The organism is Micromonospora sp. NPDC000121 (genome assembly GCF_042899165.1).
In the GTDB taxonomy this organism is placed as follows: Bacteria; Actinomycetota; Actinomycetes; order Mycobacteriales; family Micromonosporaceae; genus Micromonospora.
On record NZ_JBIAZP010000008.1, the window covers coordinates 17,302 to 31,834 of the forward strand.

Sequence of the window (14,533 nt, forward strand, 5' to 3'; positions counted from 1 at the left end):
ACGGACCTCCGCGGTGCCCGTCCTCGGCCGGGCGGTCGGAGCGTGTGGCGAAGGAGGTTCGGTGTCGCGTCGGCCGGCTCGCTCGGAGCACGCGGAGGCCAGCGCCGGCACGAGCGCACCGGCAGCGGGCAACCGCGTGCTGACGCTGCCGAACCTGATCAGCTTCGTGCGGCTGCTGGGGGTCCCGCTCTTCCTCTATCTCCTGCTCGTCGCACACGCCGACGTGGCCGCGATCGTGGTGCTGGCCGTCGGCGGCACCACGGACTGGGTGGACGGGTGGGTGGCGCGCCGGATGCGCCAGGTCAGCCGGCTGGGGGAGCTGCTCGACCCGGCCGCCGACCGGCTCTACATCCTCGCCACCCTGGTCGGGTTCACCGCCCGGGGAGTGGTGCCCTGGCAGTTCACCGTGGCGCTGCTGGCCCGGGAACTGCTCCTGTTGGGTTCGCTGGCGGTGCTGCGGCGCTACGGGTACGGCCCGCCGCCGGTGCACTACGTCGGCAAGACCGCGACGTTCCTGTTGCTGGCCGCCTTCCCGGTCCTGCTGCTTGCCGTGGCGGTTCCCGGCGCCGCGGCGGTGGCCGGGCCGATCGGCTGGGGGCTGGCCTGGTGGGGCCTGGTGCTCTACTGGGTGGCCGGCGTGATGTACGTGGTGCAGGCGAGCCGACTGGTCAGGGCCGTGCGCGCCGAGGGAGTGTCGGCATGACGACGACGCCGGGCGAGGGCCGGGGACGGTCCGACCGGGTGTACGCCCCGGACTTCCTCACCGAGCTGTTCCGCAACCCGTTGGATCCGGGGTACGCCGACGCGGCGGCCCGGCGCCGGGAGCGGCAGGCCCCGCCGTCGGGGTGGCGGCACTGGTCGGCGCGGTCGGTGAGCCTGGTCGTGGCGGTGGCGCTGGGGTTCCTGTTCGCGGTGGCGTACCGGCAGACGCTGGAGGCCGAGCCGGGGCGCAGCCAGGCGCGGTCTGGTCTGGTGGCGCAGATCAAGCAGCGGGAGAGCGAGACCGACGGGTTGTCGGAGCGGGCGGACCAGTTGCGGGCGGAGGTGGCGCGGCAGCGGGCCGCGGCGCTGAGCGGCTCGCAGGCGGCGCGGCTGCGCACCCTGGAGGCGGGCACGGGCCTGGGGCGGGTGCGCGGTGACGGTGTGGTGGTGCGGCTGGCGGACGCGCCGCAGAATCCGGACGCGGTGACCGGCGCGGACGTCGGTCCGTCCCGGGTGATCTACAGCGATCTGCAGGGGGTCGCCAACGACCTGTGGGCCGCCGGCGCGGAGGCGATCTCGATCAACGGGCAGCGGTTGACGGCGATGTCGACGATCCGGTCGGCGGGGCAGGCGATCCTGGTGGACTTCCGGCCGGTGACGGGGCCGTACGAGGTGTCGGCGATCGGGCCGAGGTCGATGCGGGACCGGTACGAGGACAGTCGCAGCGCGTTGACGATGCGGAAGGTGGCGGAGGACACCGGGTTGTCGTTCGCGGTGCGGGAGGCGGAGGACCTCACCCTGCCGGCCGCTCCGGAGCCGCGGCTACGCTACGCGGAGCCTCCGGCGAGCGCGAGTCCGTCGCCGTCGGGGGCGGATCGTTCCGCCGGTTCTCAGCCGTCCGGTTCGAGGACGTCTCCCAGCCCCTCCGGAGGTGGTCGATGATCGCGGTGCTGGCGTTGTTCGCCGGTGTGGTTCTCGGGGTCTGGCTCGACCCCACGGTTCCCGCGGGGTTGCAGCCGTATCTGCCGATCGCGGTGGTGGCGGCGTTGGACGCGGTGTTCGGTGGGGTGCGGGCGAAGCTCGACCGGATCTTCGACGACAAGCAGTTCGTGGTGTCGTTCATCTCGAACGTGCTGGTGGCGGGTCTGATCGTGTATCTGGGTGACCAGCTCGGGGTGGGTGGTCAGTTGTCCACGGGTGTGGTGGTCGTGCTCGGGGTGCGGATCTTCGGGAACGTGGCGGCGATCCGTCGGCACCTGTTCCGGGCGTAGGTTGTGGCGATGGGCAGCGAGGAGCACACGGAGACGGGCACGGGTTGGCCGCAGCCTGCGGGGCCGGGGCGGCCGTCGGGTCCGGCGGGGGAGCCGGATCCGCGGCCGGACGCGCCGGATCCGGATGAGTTGAGCCCGTTGGCGCCGGAGCGGTCGGAGCCGCCGGTGGCGGAGCCGGATCGGTTCGACGAGGGCGCGACGGTGGATCTGGGTCGGGCTGCCGGTGAGGGGTCGGGCGGGTCGTCGCCGCAGGCCGCGCCGTCGTCGGAGGATCCGGATTCGTCGTCGGCGGGCGGTGGGTCGCCGCGGCGGCGGGTGAGTTCGGCCGGGGTGATGATCGCGGTGCTGCTGGCGTTGTTGGGGTTCACGCTGGTGGTGCAGTTGAAGACGACGTCGACGGATCCGACGGTCGCGGCGACGCGGCAGGAGGACCTGGTCCGGATCCTGTACGACCTGAATTCGCGGGAGGTCCGGCTGCGGCAGGACATCGCGACGCTGGAGGAGAGCCAGCGGCAGTTGCGTTCGGGTGAGCAGGGGCGGCAGGCGGCGTTGGAGGAGGCGACGCGGCGGGCCGACGAGTTGGGCATCCTGGCGGGGACGTTGCCGGCGACGGGTCCGGGGCTGGCGGTGCGGTTCGAGGCCGGTGAGAAGCCGATCTCGGCGTCGCGGGTGCTGGACGCGGTGCAGGAGTTGCGGGGCGCCGGCGCGGAGGCGATGCAGATTTCGGGCGGTGATCGGGCGTCGGTGCGGATCATCGCGTCGACGTACTTCCTGGATGGGGAGAACGGGTCGTTGGTGGTGGACGGGCGTCGGTTGACGGGTCCGTTCACGATCACGGTGATCGGTGATCCGGCGACGATGCGTACGGCGTTGAACATTCCCGGCGGGGTGGTGGCGTCGGTGACGGGCGACGGCGGTAAGTTGATCGTTGAGGATCGTGAGGTTGCCGAGGTTTCGGCGCTGCACGCGCCGATCAAGCTGGAACACGCCCGTCCGGTCTCCTGACCGGCGCGGCTCGCACCGGTGGTGTCCGGTGCGCGATGGTGAAGGACGCGTCTGGTGATTCCTGAGGATCTGCGGTATACCGCCGAACACGAGTGGGTGGCGGGTGACGGTGGCGGCCCGGTGCGGGTCGGCATCACCCACTTCGCGCAGGACGCCCTGGGTGACATCGTGTATGTCCAGCTGCCGGACGTGGGTGCGGTGGTGGCGGCCGGTGAGTCGTTGGGTGAGATCGAGTCGACGAAGAGTGTGTCGGAGATCTACGCCCCGCTCAGCGGTACGGTGGCGGCGCGCAACGAGGCGCTCGGCGACACTCCTGAGGTGATCAACACCGACCCGTACGGTGCGGGTTGGTTGGTGGAGATCACCCCGGACGATCCGGCGGCGGTCGAGGGGCTGCTGTCCGCGGACGCGTATCGTGAGCTCACCGAGAGCTGAGTGCGTCCCCTCCGGCGTGGTGGCTGTGTCCGCGCGTCCGGTTGCCCTGCATTTCGGCGCTGGCTAGGCTCGCCCAGTCGACCGAGAACCCAATAGTTGAGCGTCGCGGAATTGCCTTTCCGGGCACGGGGAGCCAGCCGCCGGGTGTTCGAGTGCCCGGCGGCCAGACCCGCCATTACCCGACGCCGACCGAACAGATCCGTGAGGTGGTCCAATGACGCGCCCAGACGACGAGTTCCCCCCGCTCGACGTCACTTCGACGCTCAATCTCGGTTCGCTCGACGAAGTGCTGGAGGGGCCGGACACCGATGTGGTGCCGAGCCGGATGTCCGGTTCGTTGCCGCCGGGAATGGCGCTGCTGGTGGTTCGCCGGGGTCCGAACGCGGGTGCCCGGTTCCTGTTGGATCACGATGTGACGACGAGTGGCCGGCATCCGGACAGTGACATTTTCCTGGACGACGTGACGGTGTCGCGGCGGCACGCCGAGTTCCACCGTGATGGTGGGACGTTCACGGTGCGGGACGTGGGCAGCCTGAACGGCACGTACGTGAACCGGGAGCGGGTCGAGGCGGCCACGTTGAGCAACGGTGACGAGGTGCAGATCGGTAAGTTCCGGGTGGTGTTCATCGCCGGTCCGCGCCCGGAGGAGGAGGCCGGCCGGGGGTGAACGAGCCTGCGGCCTCCATGCCGCCCGAGGCGGCCCGCGCCCGTCCGTTGATGAGCATCGGCGAGGTGCTGGGTCAGCTGCGGGTGGATTTTCCGGACGTGACGATTTCGAAGCTGCGGTTTCTCGAGGCCGAGGGCCTGGTGGAGCCGCAGCGGACGGCGGCGGGTTACCGGAAGTACAGCTGGGACGATGTGGCGCGGTTGCGGTTCGTGTTGACCGCGCAGCGGGACCAGTATCTGCCTCTGCGGGTGATCCGTGATCAGTTGGCGCAGTGGGACGCGTCCGGGGAGTCGCCGGGTCGGCAGCGGCCGACGTTGGTGGCGGTGGGCCCGGGTGGCGAGGTGCCGGGGCGGGTGCCGGAGGAGCCGGCCGGGTCGCCGCAGGTGCGGCTCGGCCGGGCGGATCTGGTGGCGCGCAGTGGGATCGACGAGTCGACGCTGGGTGAGTTGGAGCGGCTCGGTGTGGTGGTGTCGGATCCGCCGGGTTGGTACGACGACGATGCGTTGATCATCGCGCGGGCGGTGGCGGGTCTGGCGGCGTACGGGTTGGAGCCGCGGCATCTGCGGGGTTACCGGACGGCGGCGGATCGGGAGGTCGGTTTGTTCGCGCAGTTGGTGGCGCCGTTGGCGCGGCAGAGTGATCCGGCGGCGCGGGCGCGGGCGGCGGAGACGGCGCGGGAGTTGGTGGCGTTGTCGCAGCAGTTGCACGCGGCGCTGGTGCGGGTGGGGTTGCGGTCGACGTTGGGTCGGTGATCCGGCGGGGGCTGTGGGGAAAGATCTGCCCCGGGAAGCGTGTCGTAGGCTTGCCGGGGTAACCCCTTTCTGGCGCGGGCGTGGTGCGGGTAGCGCATGGGACGGCCGTGTCGCGGTCCGTGTACCGTGCAGGGAAGGGCGCGGTGCGGCGTAGGTGACAACGACACGGAGGCGGCGGTGCGCGAGCTGAGCGTGGTCGGAGTTCGGGTGGAGCTGCCCAGCAACCAGCCGATCGTCCTGCTCAGGGAGGTCGAGGGGGACCGTTATCTGCCGATCTGGATCGGCGCGGTCGAGGCGACGGCGATCGCTTATGAGCAGCAGGGGGTCAAGCCGGCCCGGCCGCTGACCCACGATCTTCTGCGGGACGTGTTGGCGGCGTTGAAGGCGCCGTTGCGGGCGGTGGAGATCACCGAGTTGAAGGAGAACGTCTTCTACGCCGATCTGTTGATCGGTGACGGGGTGCGGGTGTCGGCCCGGCCGAGTGATTCCATCGCGTTGGCGTTGCGGGTCGGTGCGCCGATTCGTTGTGCCGAGGAGGTCCTCAGCGAGGCGGGGATCGTGATTCCCGACGAGCAGGAGGACGAGGTGGAGAAGTTCCGCGAGTTCCTGGAGCAGGTGCGTCCGGAGGACTTCGCCGGCTGAGTGTCTCGGCCCACGTGGCGTAGGGGGACGGTACGTCCGCCGAGTCCCCGCGTCTTTTCGGGGCGTCACGTTCGGTGACGTTGCGGCGTGGTGGGTGATCTTCGTTGTCGTGGCGCGGCGTGTCGCGCCGGTTCCTCCGGGGCAATCCCTGAAGGCGGCTATAGGGTTGCCGTGTCGAGGGGTGCACGTCCCGGAAACGACGTGTCACCGCACTGGCGGGGAGGTTGTCCGGATGCACGAGCCGCGAGATCCCGATCCGGGTACGGAGCTGGACGAGCCGGGTGTGGCGTCGCCGGGGTCGGCGACTGAGGGTGACGACAGCGTTGGCTATCGAGGTGTGACGGCCTGCCACGCGGTGGGGATCAGCTACCGCCAGTTGGATTACTGGGCGCGTACCGGGCTGGTGGTGCCGAGTGTGCGGGACGCGTCGGGTTCGGGCACGCAGCGGTTGTATTCGTTCCGGGACCTGGTGGTCCTGAAGGTGGTGAAGCGGCTGCTGGACGCCGGGGTGTCGTTGCAGAACATCCGGAAGGCGATCGAGGCGCTGCGGTCCCGTGGGGTGGCGGATCTGGCGGGCATCACGTTGATCTCCGACGGCACGACGGTGTACGAGTGCCGGTCGCCGGAGGAGGTGGTCGACCTGTTGCAGGGCGGCCAGGGGGTGTTCGGCATCGCGATCGGTGGGGCGTTCAAGGAGATCCAGGGGTCGCTGTCGCATCTGCCGGCGGAGCCTGCGACGTCGGTGCCGCCGTCGGCGCCGGCGGGGGATCCGGTGGGTGACGAGTTGGCGGCGCGCCGGGCCCGACGTCGGGCGGGCTGAGCGCGGCGTCAGGGGCGTGGGGGGTGCCGCCCCTGGTCGGGTGGCGGGGTGCTCGTTCGGTGGTGTCCAGAGTGGCGCGCTTGCGGGCAAACGTCGATTGTGGACGTTTTCGGCGTGAGTCGGGCTGTTGACAGTCTTTGCCTGGCCGGGAATCCTATGTGCGGCGCGCGGCTTGCCGCGCGCATGTCACTGTCCGTGACATGCGCGGTGGCGGGTCGGTGAACCGTGCCAGGGGACGACGCAGAAGGCGACGACCGCGCCTGCCCGACGATCGGATTTGAATAACGTGCAGACTGACTATCATGCCGCCGGGGTGTTGGTGGATGCCGGTGGGCGTGTCGTGGACGGCGACGGGTCGGGCTGCCCGGTGCCGCACGCTCCCCGGCCGCAGGCGCCGCCGGTGGAGGACGTGGCGGCGGAGGCCGTCGAGTTTCTGCGCCTCTATTACGCGGAGCGGCGGCTGCCGGGCGTGGCCGCGCGAATCGCTCAGGTGCGGCAGGAGATCGCGCTGACCGGCACGTACCAGCACACCTCCGAGGAGTTGGTGTACGGGGCGAAGGTGGCGTGGCGGCAGTCGGTGCGCTGCGTGGGGCGGGTCCGGTGGGCCGGGTTGAGGGTCCGGGACCGGCGTGACGTGACGACGGTGGCGGGGATCGCGCAGGAGTTGGCGCAGCACCTTTCGGTGGCTGACAACGGTGGGCGGATCCAGTCGGTGATGACGGTGTTCGCGCCGGACCGGCCGGGGGTGGGGCCGCGGGCGCGGATCTGGAACGACCAGTTGATCCGGTACTGCGGTCATCGGTTGGACGACGGGTCGGTGCGGGGTGATCCGGCGCAGGTGGCGATGACGGACGCGGCGCGGCGTCTGGGGTGGCGTCCGCCGGTGGTGCCGGGCCGGTTCGACCTGCTGCCGTGGGTGATCGAGACGGCGCACGAGGATCCGACGGTGGTGGAGGTGTCCCGGGACGTCGTGCGCGAGGTGGCCCTGACGCATCCGCAGTATCCGTGGTTCGAGGAGTTGAGGCTGCGCTGGCATGCGCTGCCGGTGATCAGCAACATGCGCCTGCGGGTCGGTGGGGTGGACTACAGCTGCGCCCCGTTCAACGGTCACTACCTCAGTGACGAGATCGGCACCCGGAACATGGGCGACGGGCACCGGTACGACCAGTTGCTGCCGGTGGCGCGGCGGCTGGGGTTGGACACCTCCCGGGAGGACACGTTGTGGCGGGAGCACGCCGTGCTGGTGATCAACCAGGCGGTGCTGCACTCGTTCCGGCTGGCGGGTGTGCGGGTGTCGGATCCGCACACCGAGTCGGAGCTGTTCATGAAGTTCTGCGCGCAGGAGGAGCGGGCGGGTCGGCCGGTGTACGGGGACTGGTCGTGGCTCAACGGCAGCGTGGGGTGGGCGGCGTTGCACGCGGTGCACCACCGCTACTACGACACCGGGGTGCCGAACCCGAACCTGTGGCAGGGCGACCGCGCGTACGAGGCGTCGGGCCTGGTGGGGTTGACCCTGCGGGAGCGTCATGTCGCCGCGCGCCGGCAGGAGGGCTGAGGCATGGACGTCGCGGCGTTACGCCAGAGTTGGGCGCAGTTCTGCGTGGCCGGTCCGGAGGCGGCGAAGTACTTCTACGCCACGTTGTTCGTGATCGCGCCCGAGGTCCGCACGATGTTCCCGACGAACATGCAGTACCAGCAGGACAAGCTGCTCGCGGCGTTGGGGCACATCATCACCCACGTCGACGACGAGCGGGAGTTGGCGGCGTTCGCGCAGCGGCTGGGGGCCGACCACCGCCGGTTCCGGGGCGAGGACCAGCAGGGTCGGCCGGTGCTGTTGGCGGAGTGGCACTACATCTGGGTCGGGCAGGCGTTGCTGGCGACGCTGGAACGGTTCCTCGGGCCACGGTGGACGCCGGCGCTGCGCGCGGAGTGGGCGGCGGCGTACGAGATGGTGGCGCGGTTGATGCTCACCGGTGCGGCGGAGGCGGAGCGGTCGACGCCGCCGTACTGGGAGGCGGAGGTGCAGTGGGTGCAGCGGCGTCGGGCCGACGTGTGCGTGTTCACGGTCCGCCCGAACTACCTGTGCGACTACCTGCCGGGGCAGTCGCTGCCGGTTCAGGTGCCGCAGTTGCGTATGTGGCGGTATCTGTCGCCGGCGAACGCGCCGCGTGCCGACGGGACGATCGAGTTCCACGTGCGGGCCGCGGGCCGGTTCTCCACGCATCTGGTGCGCAAGCTGCGCGAGGGCGACCAGTTGCTGTTGGGGTTGCCGGTGGGGGCGGCGTTGTCGTCGTACGACCGGTCGCCGCAGTTGCCGTTGCTGCTGGTGGCGGGCGGCACCGGGTTGGCGCCGTTGCGGGCGGTGGTGGAGGCGTTGCAGCAGGGGCCGGGGCGTGAGACGACGCTGGTGGTGGGTGGTAAGACTCCCGACGACCTGTACGACGACCAGGCGTTGCGGGAGTTGGCGGCGACGCCGGCGGCGGGGTCGTGGCGTTCCGGTGTGGGTGGCGGGTGGTTGCGGTACGTGCCGACGGTGGAGACCGGCTGGCAGTGGCAGGGCGAGGTGGGCACGGCCGGTCAGACCGCGGTGCGGTTGGGTCCGTGGCGGGACACCGAGGTGCTGGTGTGCGGCAGCCCGGAGATGACTCGGGAGACGATCACCGCCCTGACGGTGTCCGGTGTGCCGCCGCAGCGGATCCTGGTCGAGAGTTACGACCAGTCTCTTTATCCACCTCTCGCGAACGCGGCCGCGGCCGCGCCGCAGGACTTCAGTTGGACAGGTGTCCGATGAGCATCGATCATGACGACCGGGTCTCCACCGCGGCGGCCGGCGAGCTGACCAGGGCGTTGGGTGCGCTGGAGGCGCGCCGTTTCCGGGGCAGCCAGTGGCTGTCCGCCGACGAGGTCGCCGGCCTGGCCCGGTCGTTCGACGGGCGGATGGCGTTGCTCGACGGTGAGGTGGATCGGCTGCGGCGGGAGAACGACGGGCTGGTGCGGCAGGTGGAGATGCTGCGTCACGGCGCGCTGCCCAGCACCGCCCCGCAGGGCCCGGACCCGGTGGTGGTCGAGTTGGCGGTGCGGGCGCAGGACGAGGCGAACCGGACGATCAGCGAGGCCAGCACGGAGGGCGCGGAGATCATTGCCGACGCCCGGCGGCAGGCCGACGAGATCCTCGCCGAGGCGCACCGCCGGGCGGGGTCCCTGTCCCCTCAGGGGGAGCCTCGGGGTGAGGACCTGCGGCGGCAGGTGCGGGAGCTGGAGGGCCGGCACGCGGCGCTGGTGGCGGCGGTGACGACGGCGCAGCAGCAGCTGAGCCAGTGGCAGGAGCACCTGTCGGCGCAGTCGGAGCAGTTGCGGGCCGACGCCCACGCGGCCGGGGCGGCCAGCGCGCGGCTGCGGACGGTGCTGGGCGGCTAGCGGGGGCCGCCGCCGCGGCGGCGGCGGCCGGTCAGCCGGCGGCGACGGAGGCGACGGCGTCGGCGATCGGGGTTTCCCCACCGACCAGTTCGAGGATCAGCCCGGTCGTGCGGGGCTCGTAGAGCAGGGCGAGCAGCACGCGGGCGACGTCGGCGCGGGTGACCGCGCCCGGGGGCACGTGCCGGGCGAGGGTGATCCGCCCGGTGGGTGGGTCGTCGGTGAGCCGGCCGGGTCGCAGCACGGTCCAGTCGAGGTCGCGGCGGGTCAGGTCGTCCTCGGCGGCCTTCTTCGCCCGCAGGTACGCCGTGAACACCTCGTCGGTGCCGGCGGGCGGCTCGCCTTCCACGCCGACGGAGGAGACCTGCACGTAGCGGCGGACGCCGGCGCGTTCGGCGGCGTCGGCGAGCAGCACGGCGGCGGCCCGGTCGACGGTGTCCTTTCGGGCGGCGCCGCTGCCGGGGCCGGCGCCGGCGGCGAAGACCACCGCGTCGGCGCCGTCGAGGTGGCCGGCGAGGTCGTCGACGCCGACGTGTTCGAGGTCGGCGACGACGGGGTGGGCGCCGGCGGCGGTCAGCGCGGCGGCGTGGTCGGGGTTGCGGATCAGGCCGACGGCGGTGTCGCCGCGTCCGGCGAGTTCCCGGTGGGTCAGTCGGGCGATCTTGCCGTGGCCTCCGGCGATGACGACGCGCATACCGGCCAACCTAGTCGCCGCCGCGGCACTCGGTGGCGGGGTCGCGGGTGTTCGGCGGGTCGCGGGTCGCTGAGGCAGCATGGACGGGTGACGGAGACGATCGACGCGCTGGCCGGCCTGGTGGCGGGCGGTGGTGTGGTGGTGTTGAGCGGGGCGGGCCTGTCGACCGAGTCGGGCATCCCGGACTACCGGGGGCCCAGCGGGGCGGCCCGCCGGCACACCCCGATGACCTATCAGGTGTTCACCCGGGACGCGCAGGCGCGGCGGCGTTACTGGGCGCGCAGCCACCTGGGGTGGCGGGTGATCGCGCGGGCGGCCCCGAACGACGGGCATCGGGCGGTGGCCCGGTTGCAGCGCGGCGGCCTGGTCGACGGGGTGATCACGCAGAACGTCGACGGGTTGCACACGGCGGCGGGCAGCCCGCGGGTGGTGGAGCTGCACGGTCGCCTCGACGAGGTGGTGTGCCTGGGGTGCGGCAACCAGACGTCCCGGGAGGAGTTGGACCGGCGGCTGCGGGAGGCGAACCCGGGGTTCGACGCGCGGGTCGCGGCGGTCAACCCGGACGGTGACGTGGATCTCGCCGACGACGAGGTGGCGCGGTTCCGGACGGTCGACTGTACGTTCTGCGGCACCGGCGTGCTCAAGCCCGACGTGGTGTTCTTCGGTGAGACGGTGCCGGCGCCGCGGGTGGCCCGCTGCTTCGACATGGTGCAGGGGGCGCGGCTGCTGCTGGTGCTGGGGTCGTCGTTGACGGTGATGTCGGGTCGCCGGTTCGTGCTGCGCGCGGCGAAGCTGGGCATCCCGGTGGTGATCGTCAACCAGGGGCCGACGCGGGGCGACGGGTACGCGGCGTTGACTCTCGACGCGCCGCTGGGCCGGTTGCTGCCGGCGCTGGCCGACCGGACGGTGGGCGTGCCGGCGGCCGGTGACGGCGGCGCGGGCGTGGTGTCGACCGGGCTGACCGCCGTGCGGTAGTCGGCGCGTGCCCCGGTGGCGGCGAAGGGCGCTGCGGTGACGCGGTGCCCGGCGAGGGACGGGTGCGGGAACGCGTCGTGTGGGGGCGACACCAGGATCAGTCGAGCAGGCCGGCTCGGTGGGCGAGGATCGCCGCCTGCACCCGGTTGGTGAGGCCCAGCTTCGCGAGGATCCGGCTGACGTGGGTCTTCGCCGTCGCCTCGCTCATGTAGAGCGTGGCGGCGATCTCGATGTTCGACAGACCGCCGCCGACGGCGACCAACACCTCTCGTTCCTTGTCTGTGAGCGCGGTGAGCCGCCGCTCGGCCTCGCTGCGCCGCTGCGGTGCCGGCCCGGCGAACGTCCGCAGCAGCCTGCGGGTGACGCGCGGGGAGATCATCGCGTCACCGCGCGCCGCACTGCGCACCGCGGCGAGCATGTCGCCGGCCGACGCGTCCTTCAGCAGGAACCCGACGGCGCCGTTGCGGAGCGCGGCATGCACGTACTCGTCGAGGTCGAACGTGGTGAGCACCACGACGTGCGGCGGCGGGTCGAGCCGTGCCATTCGCCCGGTCGCGGTCAGCCCGTCGCCTCGTGGCATCCGGATGTCCATGAGTACGACGTCGGGCCGCAGCGTCTGTGCGACGTCGACGGCCTCGACGCCGTCGGACGCCTCGCCCGTCACCGTGATGTCGGGTGCCGCCTCCAGGATGGTGCGCAGCATCGACCGCACCATCCACTCGTCGTCGACGATCAGGGTCCTGATCGCAGCGGTGGCGGTCGTCATCGCCGCTCGCTTCGGCAGGTCGGCACCTCGGCGGTCACCTCGAAACCGCCGTCGGAGGTGGGGCCCGCGGTGAACTCGCCGCCGACGAGCCGCACCCGTTCGGCGAGCCCGAGCAACCCGTGGCCGCCGACCGGCAGCGACGCATCCGTGACCGGCCACCCGCGGCCGTTGCGGACCGACACTCGCAGCAGGTGCGCAGTCTGCTGGATGCGGACGCGGGTCGGTGCTCCCGGCGCGTGTTTGTGCACGTTGGTGAGCGCCTCCTGGACGAACCGGTAGGCCGTGTGTTCCACGAGCAGCGGGGGTCGCTGCCCGGTCGGGTTCGCCACGTCGACAGTCACGGGGGTGCCGATGCGCCGGGACTCCTCGATCAGGGCGTCCAGGTCGGCCAGCCCCGGCTGTGGGGTGAGCGGGGTGTCGTCGTCGTTGCGCAGGACCGCCACCAGGGCGCGGAGTTCGGCGAGCGCCTCGCGCCCGGTCGCCCCGATCTGTTGTCCGATGGTGGCCGCGTCCTCGCCGTTGGTGACCTCGAGGGCCGTGGCCTGCAGCACCATCAACGAGACCCGGTGGGTGACCACGTCGTGCATGTCACGGGCGATGTGGGCCCGTTCGTCGCTTCGGGCCCGGGCGATGCGCTGCTGCTGCTCACGTTCGATGCGTTCCGCCCGCTCCCGGATGCGTTGCACCAGCTCGCGCCGGGTGCCGACATACATGCCCAGGAGCACCGGCGCGACACACACCGCCATGCTGATCGGAATCGCGCCGTCGGCGCCGGCGTACCGCCAGATCGGCACGCCCACCAGGACCGTGGACGCCAGCGTGGCGGCGGCGGCCCTGGGCCACGCCGTGATGCGCACACCCACGGTGTACAGCGCGACCACGACGGCCGCGTGGGCCGACACGAGAGCGTTCGCCAGCAGTGATCCCGCCAGCAGGATCACCGGCAGCCTGCACCGCCACCGGGTCAGTAGCCCCACTCCCACGGCGAGCGGGATGCCGAGCCACGGCGGCGGGATGCGGTCGTCGAGTCCGACGAGCGTCGGGCCGAAGAAGTCGTTGGTGCCGAACCCGCCGGTCGCCGTGAACACCGCGACGAGGAGCGCCACTGCCGTATCGGTCAGGGGGCGGCGGCGGTACCGGGGCGTCTCCGGGTGCGGGTCGGACGCATTCATCGTGCTCACAGGCTAGGCGCCGGCGCCGGTGTGCGCGTCAGCAGAAAGTTGTACGCCACGCCGGCGAAACACCGCCGATCCATCGACCGGCTTTCCCGGATCGGCCGACGCGGCGGCACGGCACCGTTGGCGACGCTGGCCGCATGCTCATCCACGAACGGCTCGGCCGGTGGGTCAGCCCCACGAACCTGCAGGTCACCTTCGGGATCTTCGCGCTCGTCGCGGGGGCCTTGGTCGCGCTGCGGCAGGACGCCCACCACCCCCTGTTCCAGACCGCCGGGACGGTCGGGTACGCGGTTGCCGCGGTGCTCTCCTTCGGGAGCTGGTTCGCGTTGCGCCGCGCGGCGACCGCCGCGCGCGTCCGGCGGCTCCTGATCGTCTTCCACCTGCTCTTCATCCCCGCGCAGTTCCTGTTCCTGCTCGCCCACCAGGTGCCGTGGCTGGGCATGCTGCTGTCGACGATGATCACGGTCGGGCTGCGACCGCGCTTCCCGCGGCTGGGGCGGACGTCTCGCAAGGTGTGGCTGACGCTGCACATCGGCATCGGCGTGGGTTGGCTGGGCGTCTGCCTCGGGATGCTCGTTCTGTCCGTCGTGGGGGTGACCACAGACCGGCACGAGGTACGGCATGGCGCCTACGTGCTCATGGACACGTTCAACGTCGCCCTGGCGATCCCGAGCGTCTTCCTGGCGCTCATCACCGGCGCGGTGGTGTCCCTCGGCACGCCCTGGGGGCTGATCACGCACCGCCGGGTCCTGGCCAAGCTGATCATCGCGCTCAGCCTTCCGGTCCTCGCCACGTTCGAGGGCCCGTGGATCGACGACCTGACGGCGCGCACCAGGGACCCCGCCGCCGAGCCCGGCCAGACCGGGATCCTGCTGGTCGGCGCCATGGCGCTGTTCCTCGCCCTGCTCTGGGCCGCGACGATCCTGTCCGTCTTCAAGCCCGGCGGTAGGACACGCTGGGGGCGGCGGACAGCTGTCACACCTCCACAGCTCACCGTGATCGCGCCCCGGGGGTACGACATCCGTCGGGGAAGTGGGCGCTGGTAGCGTTGACCATGCCGGTACCACCCACGTGGGAGAGACCGCCCAGAAGCACCAAGGGCGGCGCCGAAGGGGCAAATCCTCCCCGGAACCTCTCAGGCAAAAGGACCTCGTGGGCAGGCACTGTGGAGCGCTGCGCGGGCGCGACAGAGGGGGAGGCCGACCTGTCGAC

The 14,533-nt window shown here is 71.8% G+C and carries 17 protein-coding genes and 1 riboswitch; of the genes, 14 read left to right on the forward strand and 3 right to left on the reverse strand.

Features of this window, described 5'->3' with window-relative positions; all coding sequences use genetic code 11:
- Positions 1 to 61 precede the first annotated feature (61 nt).
- The 12 genes from ACFY23_RS21995 (at position 62) to ACFY23_RS22050 (ending at position 9,711) form a co-directional block, all read left to right on the forward strand.
- Positions 62 to 703, forward strand: coding sequence for a CDP-alcohol phosphatidyltransferase family protein (locus tag ACFY23_RS21995; protein WP_387037546.1), 642 nt, complete (start codon positions 62 to 64; stop codon positions 701 to 703).
- Positions 700 to 1,644 (forward strand): DUF881 domain-containing protein, encoded by a 945-nt coding sequence (locus tag ACFY23_RS22000; protein WP_350683991.1) that lies wholly within the window; start codon positions 700 to 702, stop codon positions 1,642 to 1,644. Before ACFY23_RS21995 ends, ACFY23_RS22000 begins: the two co-directional genes overlap by 4 nt.
- On the forward strand, positions 1,641 to 1,973 hold the full coding sequence (locus tag ACFY23_RS22005; RefSeq protein WP_350683993.1) for a small basic family protein: 333 nt from the start codon (positions 1,641 to 1,643) through the stop codon (positions 1,971 to 1,973). Before ACFY23_RS22000 ends, ACFY23_RS22005 begins: the two co-directional genes overlap by 4 nt.
- Before the next feature lie 9 nt (positions 1,974 to 1,982).
- A complete protein-coding gene (locus ACFY23_RS22010) occupies positions 1,983 to 2,978 on the forward strand; it encodes a DUF881 domain-containing protein (protein WP_350683995.1) in 996 nt (331 codons plus the stop codon).
- Positions 2,979 to 3,032: 54 nt separating this feature from the next.
- Complete coding sequence (gene gcvH, locus ACFY23_RS22015) at positions 3,033 to 3,413, forward strand: glycine cleavage system protein GcvH (protein WP_350683997.1); 381 nt, start codon at positions 3,033 to 3,035, stop codon at positions 3,411 to 3,413.
- Between the two features lie 214 nt (positions 3,414 to 3,627).
- A complete protein-coding gene (locus tag ACFY23_RS22020) occupies positions 3,628 to 4,080 on the forward strand; it encodes an FHA domain-containing protein (RefSeq protein ID WP_007071101.1) in 453 nt (150 codons plus the stop codon).
- Positions 4,081 to 4,130: 50 nt separating this feature from the next.
- The gene (locus ACFY23_RS22025; RefSeq protein ID WP_350684008.1) at positions 4,131 to 4,832 is read left to right on the forward strand and encodes a MerR family transcriptional regulator; all 702 of its coding nucleotides are present in this window, start codon (positions 4,131 to 4,133) and stop codon (positions 4,830 to 4,832) included.
- A gap of 177 nt (positions 4,833 to 5,009) precedes the next feature.
- A complete protein-coding gene (locus ACFY23_RS22030; protein WP_089014393.1) occupies positions 5,010 to 5,474 on the forward strand; it encodes a bifunctional nuclease family protein in 465 nt (154 codons plus the stop codon).
- A gap of 232 nt (positions 5,475 to 5,706) precedes the next feature.
- Positions 5,707 to 6,294: a MerR family transcriptional regulator gene (locus ACFY23_RS22035; RefSeq protein WP_350683998.1), complete on the forward strand. Its 588-nt coding sequence runs from the start codon at positions 5,707 to 5,709 to the stop codon at positions 6,292 to 6,294.
- A 367-nt stretch (positions 6,295 to 6,661) separates the two neighbouring features.
- Positions 6,662 to 7,849: a nitric oxide synthase oxygenase gene (locus ACFY23_RS22040; protein ID WP_350684009.1), complete on the forward strand. Its 1,188-nt coding sequence runs from the start codon at positions 6,662 to 6,664 to the stop codon at positions 7,847 to 7,849.
- A gap of 3 nt (positions 7,850 to 7,852) precedes the next feature.
- A complete protein-coding gene (locus ACFY23_RS22045; protein ID WP_350683999.1) occupies positions 7,853 to 9,085 on the forward strand; it encodes a globin domain-containing protein in 1,233 nt (410 codons plus the stop codon).
- Complete coding sequence (locus ACFY23_RS22050; protein ID WP_350684000.1) at positions 9,082 to 9,711, forward strand: hypothetical protein; 630 nt, start codon at positions 9,082 to 9,084, stop codon at positions 9,709 to 9,711. Before ACFY23_RS22045 ends, ACFY23_RS22050 begins: the two co-directional genes overlap by 4 nt.
- 31 nt (positions 9,712 to 9,742) lie before the next feature.
- On the opposite strand, the gene ACFY23_RS22055 is transcribed toward ACFY23_RS22050, so the two are convergent.
- On the reverse strand, positions 9,743 to 10,402 hold the full coding sequence (locus ACFY23_RS22055) for an NAD(P)H-binding protein (RefSeq protein WP_350684001.1): 660 nt from the start codon (positions 10,400 to 10,402) through the stop codon (positions 9,743 to 9,745).
- 87 nt (positions 10,403 to 10,489) lie between these two features.
- Between ACFY23_RS22055 and ACFY23_RS22060 the strand changes: the two genes are divergently transcribed.
- Positions 10,490 to 11,377, forward strand: a complete 888-nt coding sequence (locus ACFY23_RS22060) for an NAD-dependent protein deacetylase (RefSeq protein WP_350684002.1) — start codon at positions 10,490 to 10,492, stop codon at positions 11,375 to 11,377.
- A 97-nt stretch (positions 11,378 to 11,474) separates the two neighbouring features.
- Here ACFY23_RS22060 and ACFY23_RS22065 read toward each other — a convergent pair whose 3' ends face one another.
- Together ACFY23_RS22065 and ACFY23_RS22070 are read right to left on the reverse strand one after the other, a co-directional pair.
- Positions 11,475 to 12,143: a response regulator transcription factor gene (locus tag ACFY23_RS22065; RefSeq protein ID WP_350684003.1), complete on the reverse strand. Its 669-nt coding sequence runs from the start codon at positions 12,141 to 12,143 to the stop codon at positions 11,475 to 11,477.
- Positions 12,140 to 13,315: a histidine kinase gene (locus ACFY23_RS22070; protein ID WP_350684004.1), complete on the reverse strand. Its 1,176-nt coding sequence runs from the start codon at positions 13,313 to 13,315 to the stop codon at positions 12,140 to 12,142. The genes ACFY23_RS22065 and ACFY23_RS22070 overlap by 4 nt, the downstream gene beginning before the upstream one ends.
- A 143-nt stretch (positions 13,316 to 13,458) precedes the next feature.
- Between ACFY23_RS22070 and ACFY23_RS22075 the strand changes: the two genes are divergently transcribed.
- Entirely contained in the window at positions 13,459 to 14,367 is a 909-nt protein-coding gene (locus ACFY23_RS22075) for a hypothetical protein (RefSeq protein ID WP_350684005.1), read from the forward strand.
- 16 nt (positions 14,368 to 14,383) lie between these two features.
- Positions 14,384 to 14,482: riboswitch (glycine riboswitch) on the forward strand.
- Positions 14,483 to 14,533 lie beyond the last annotated feature (51 nt).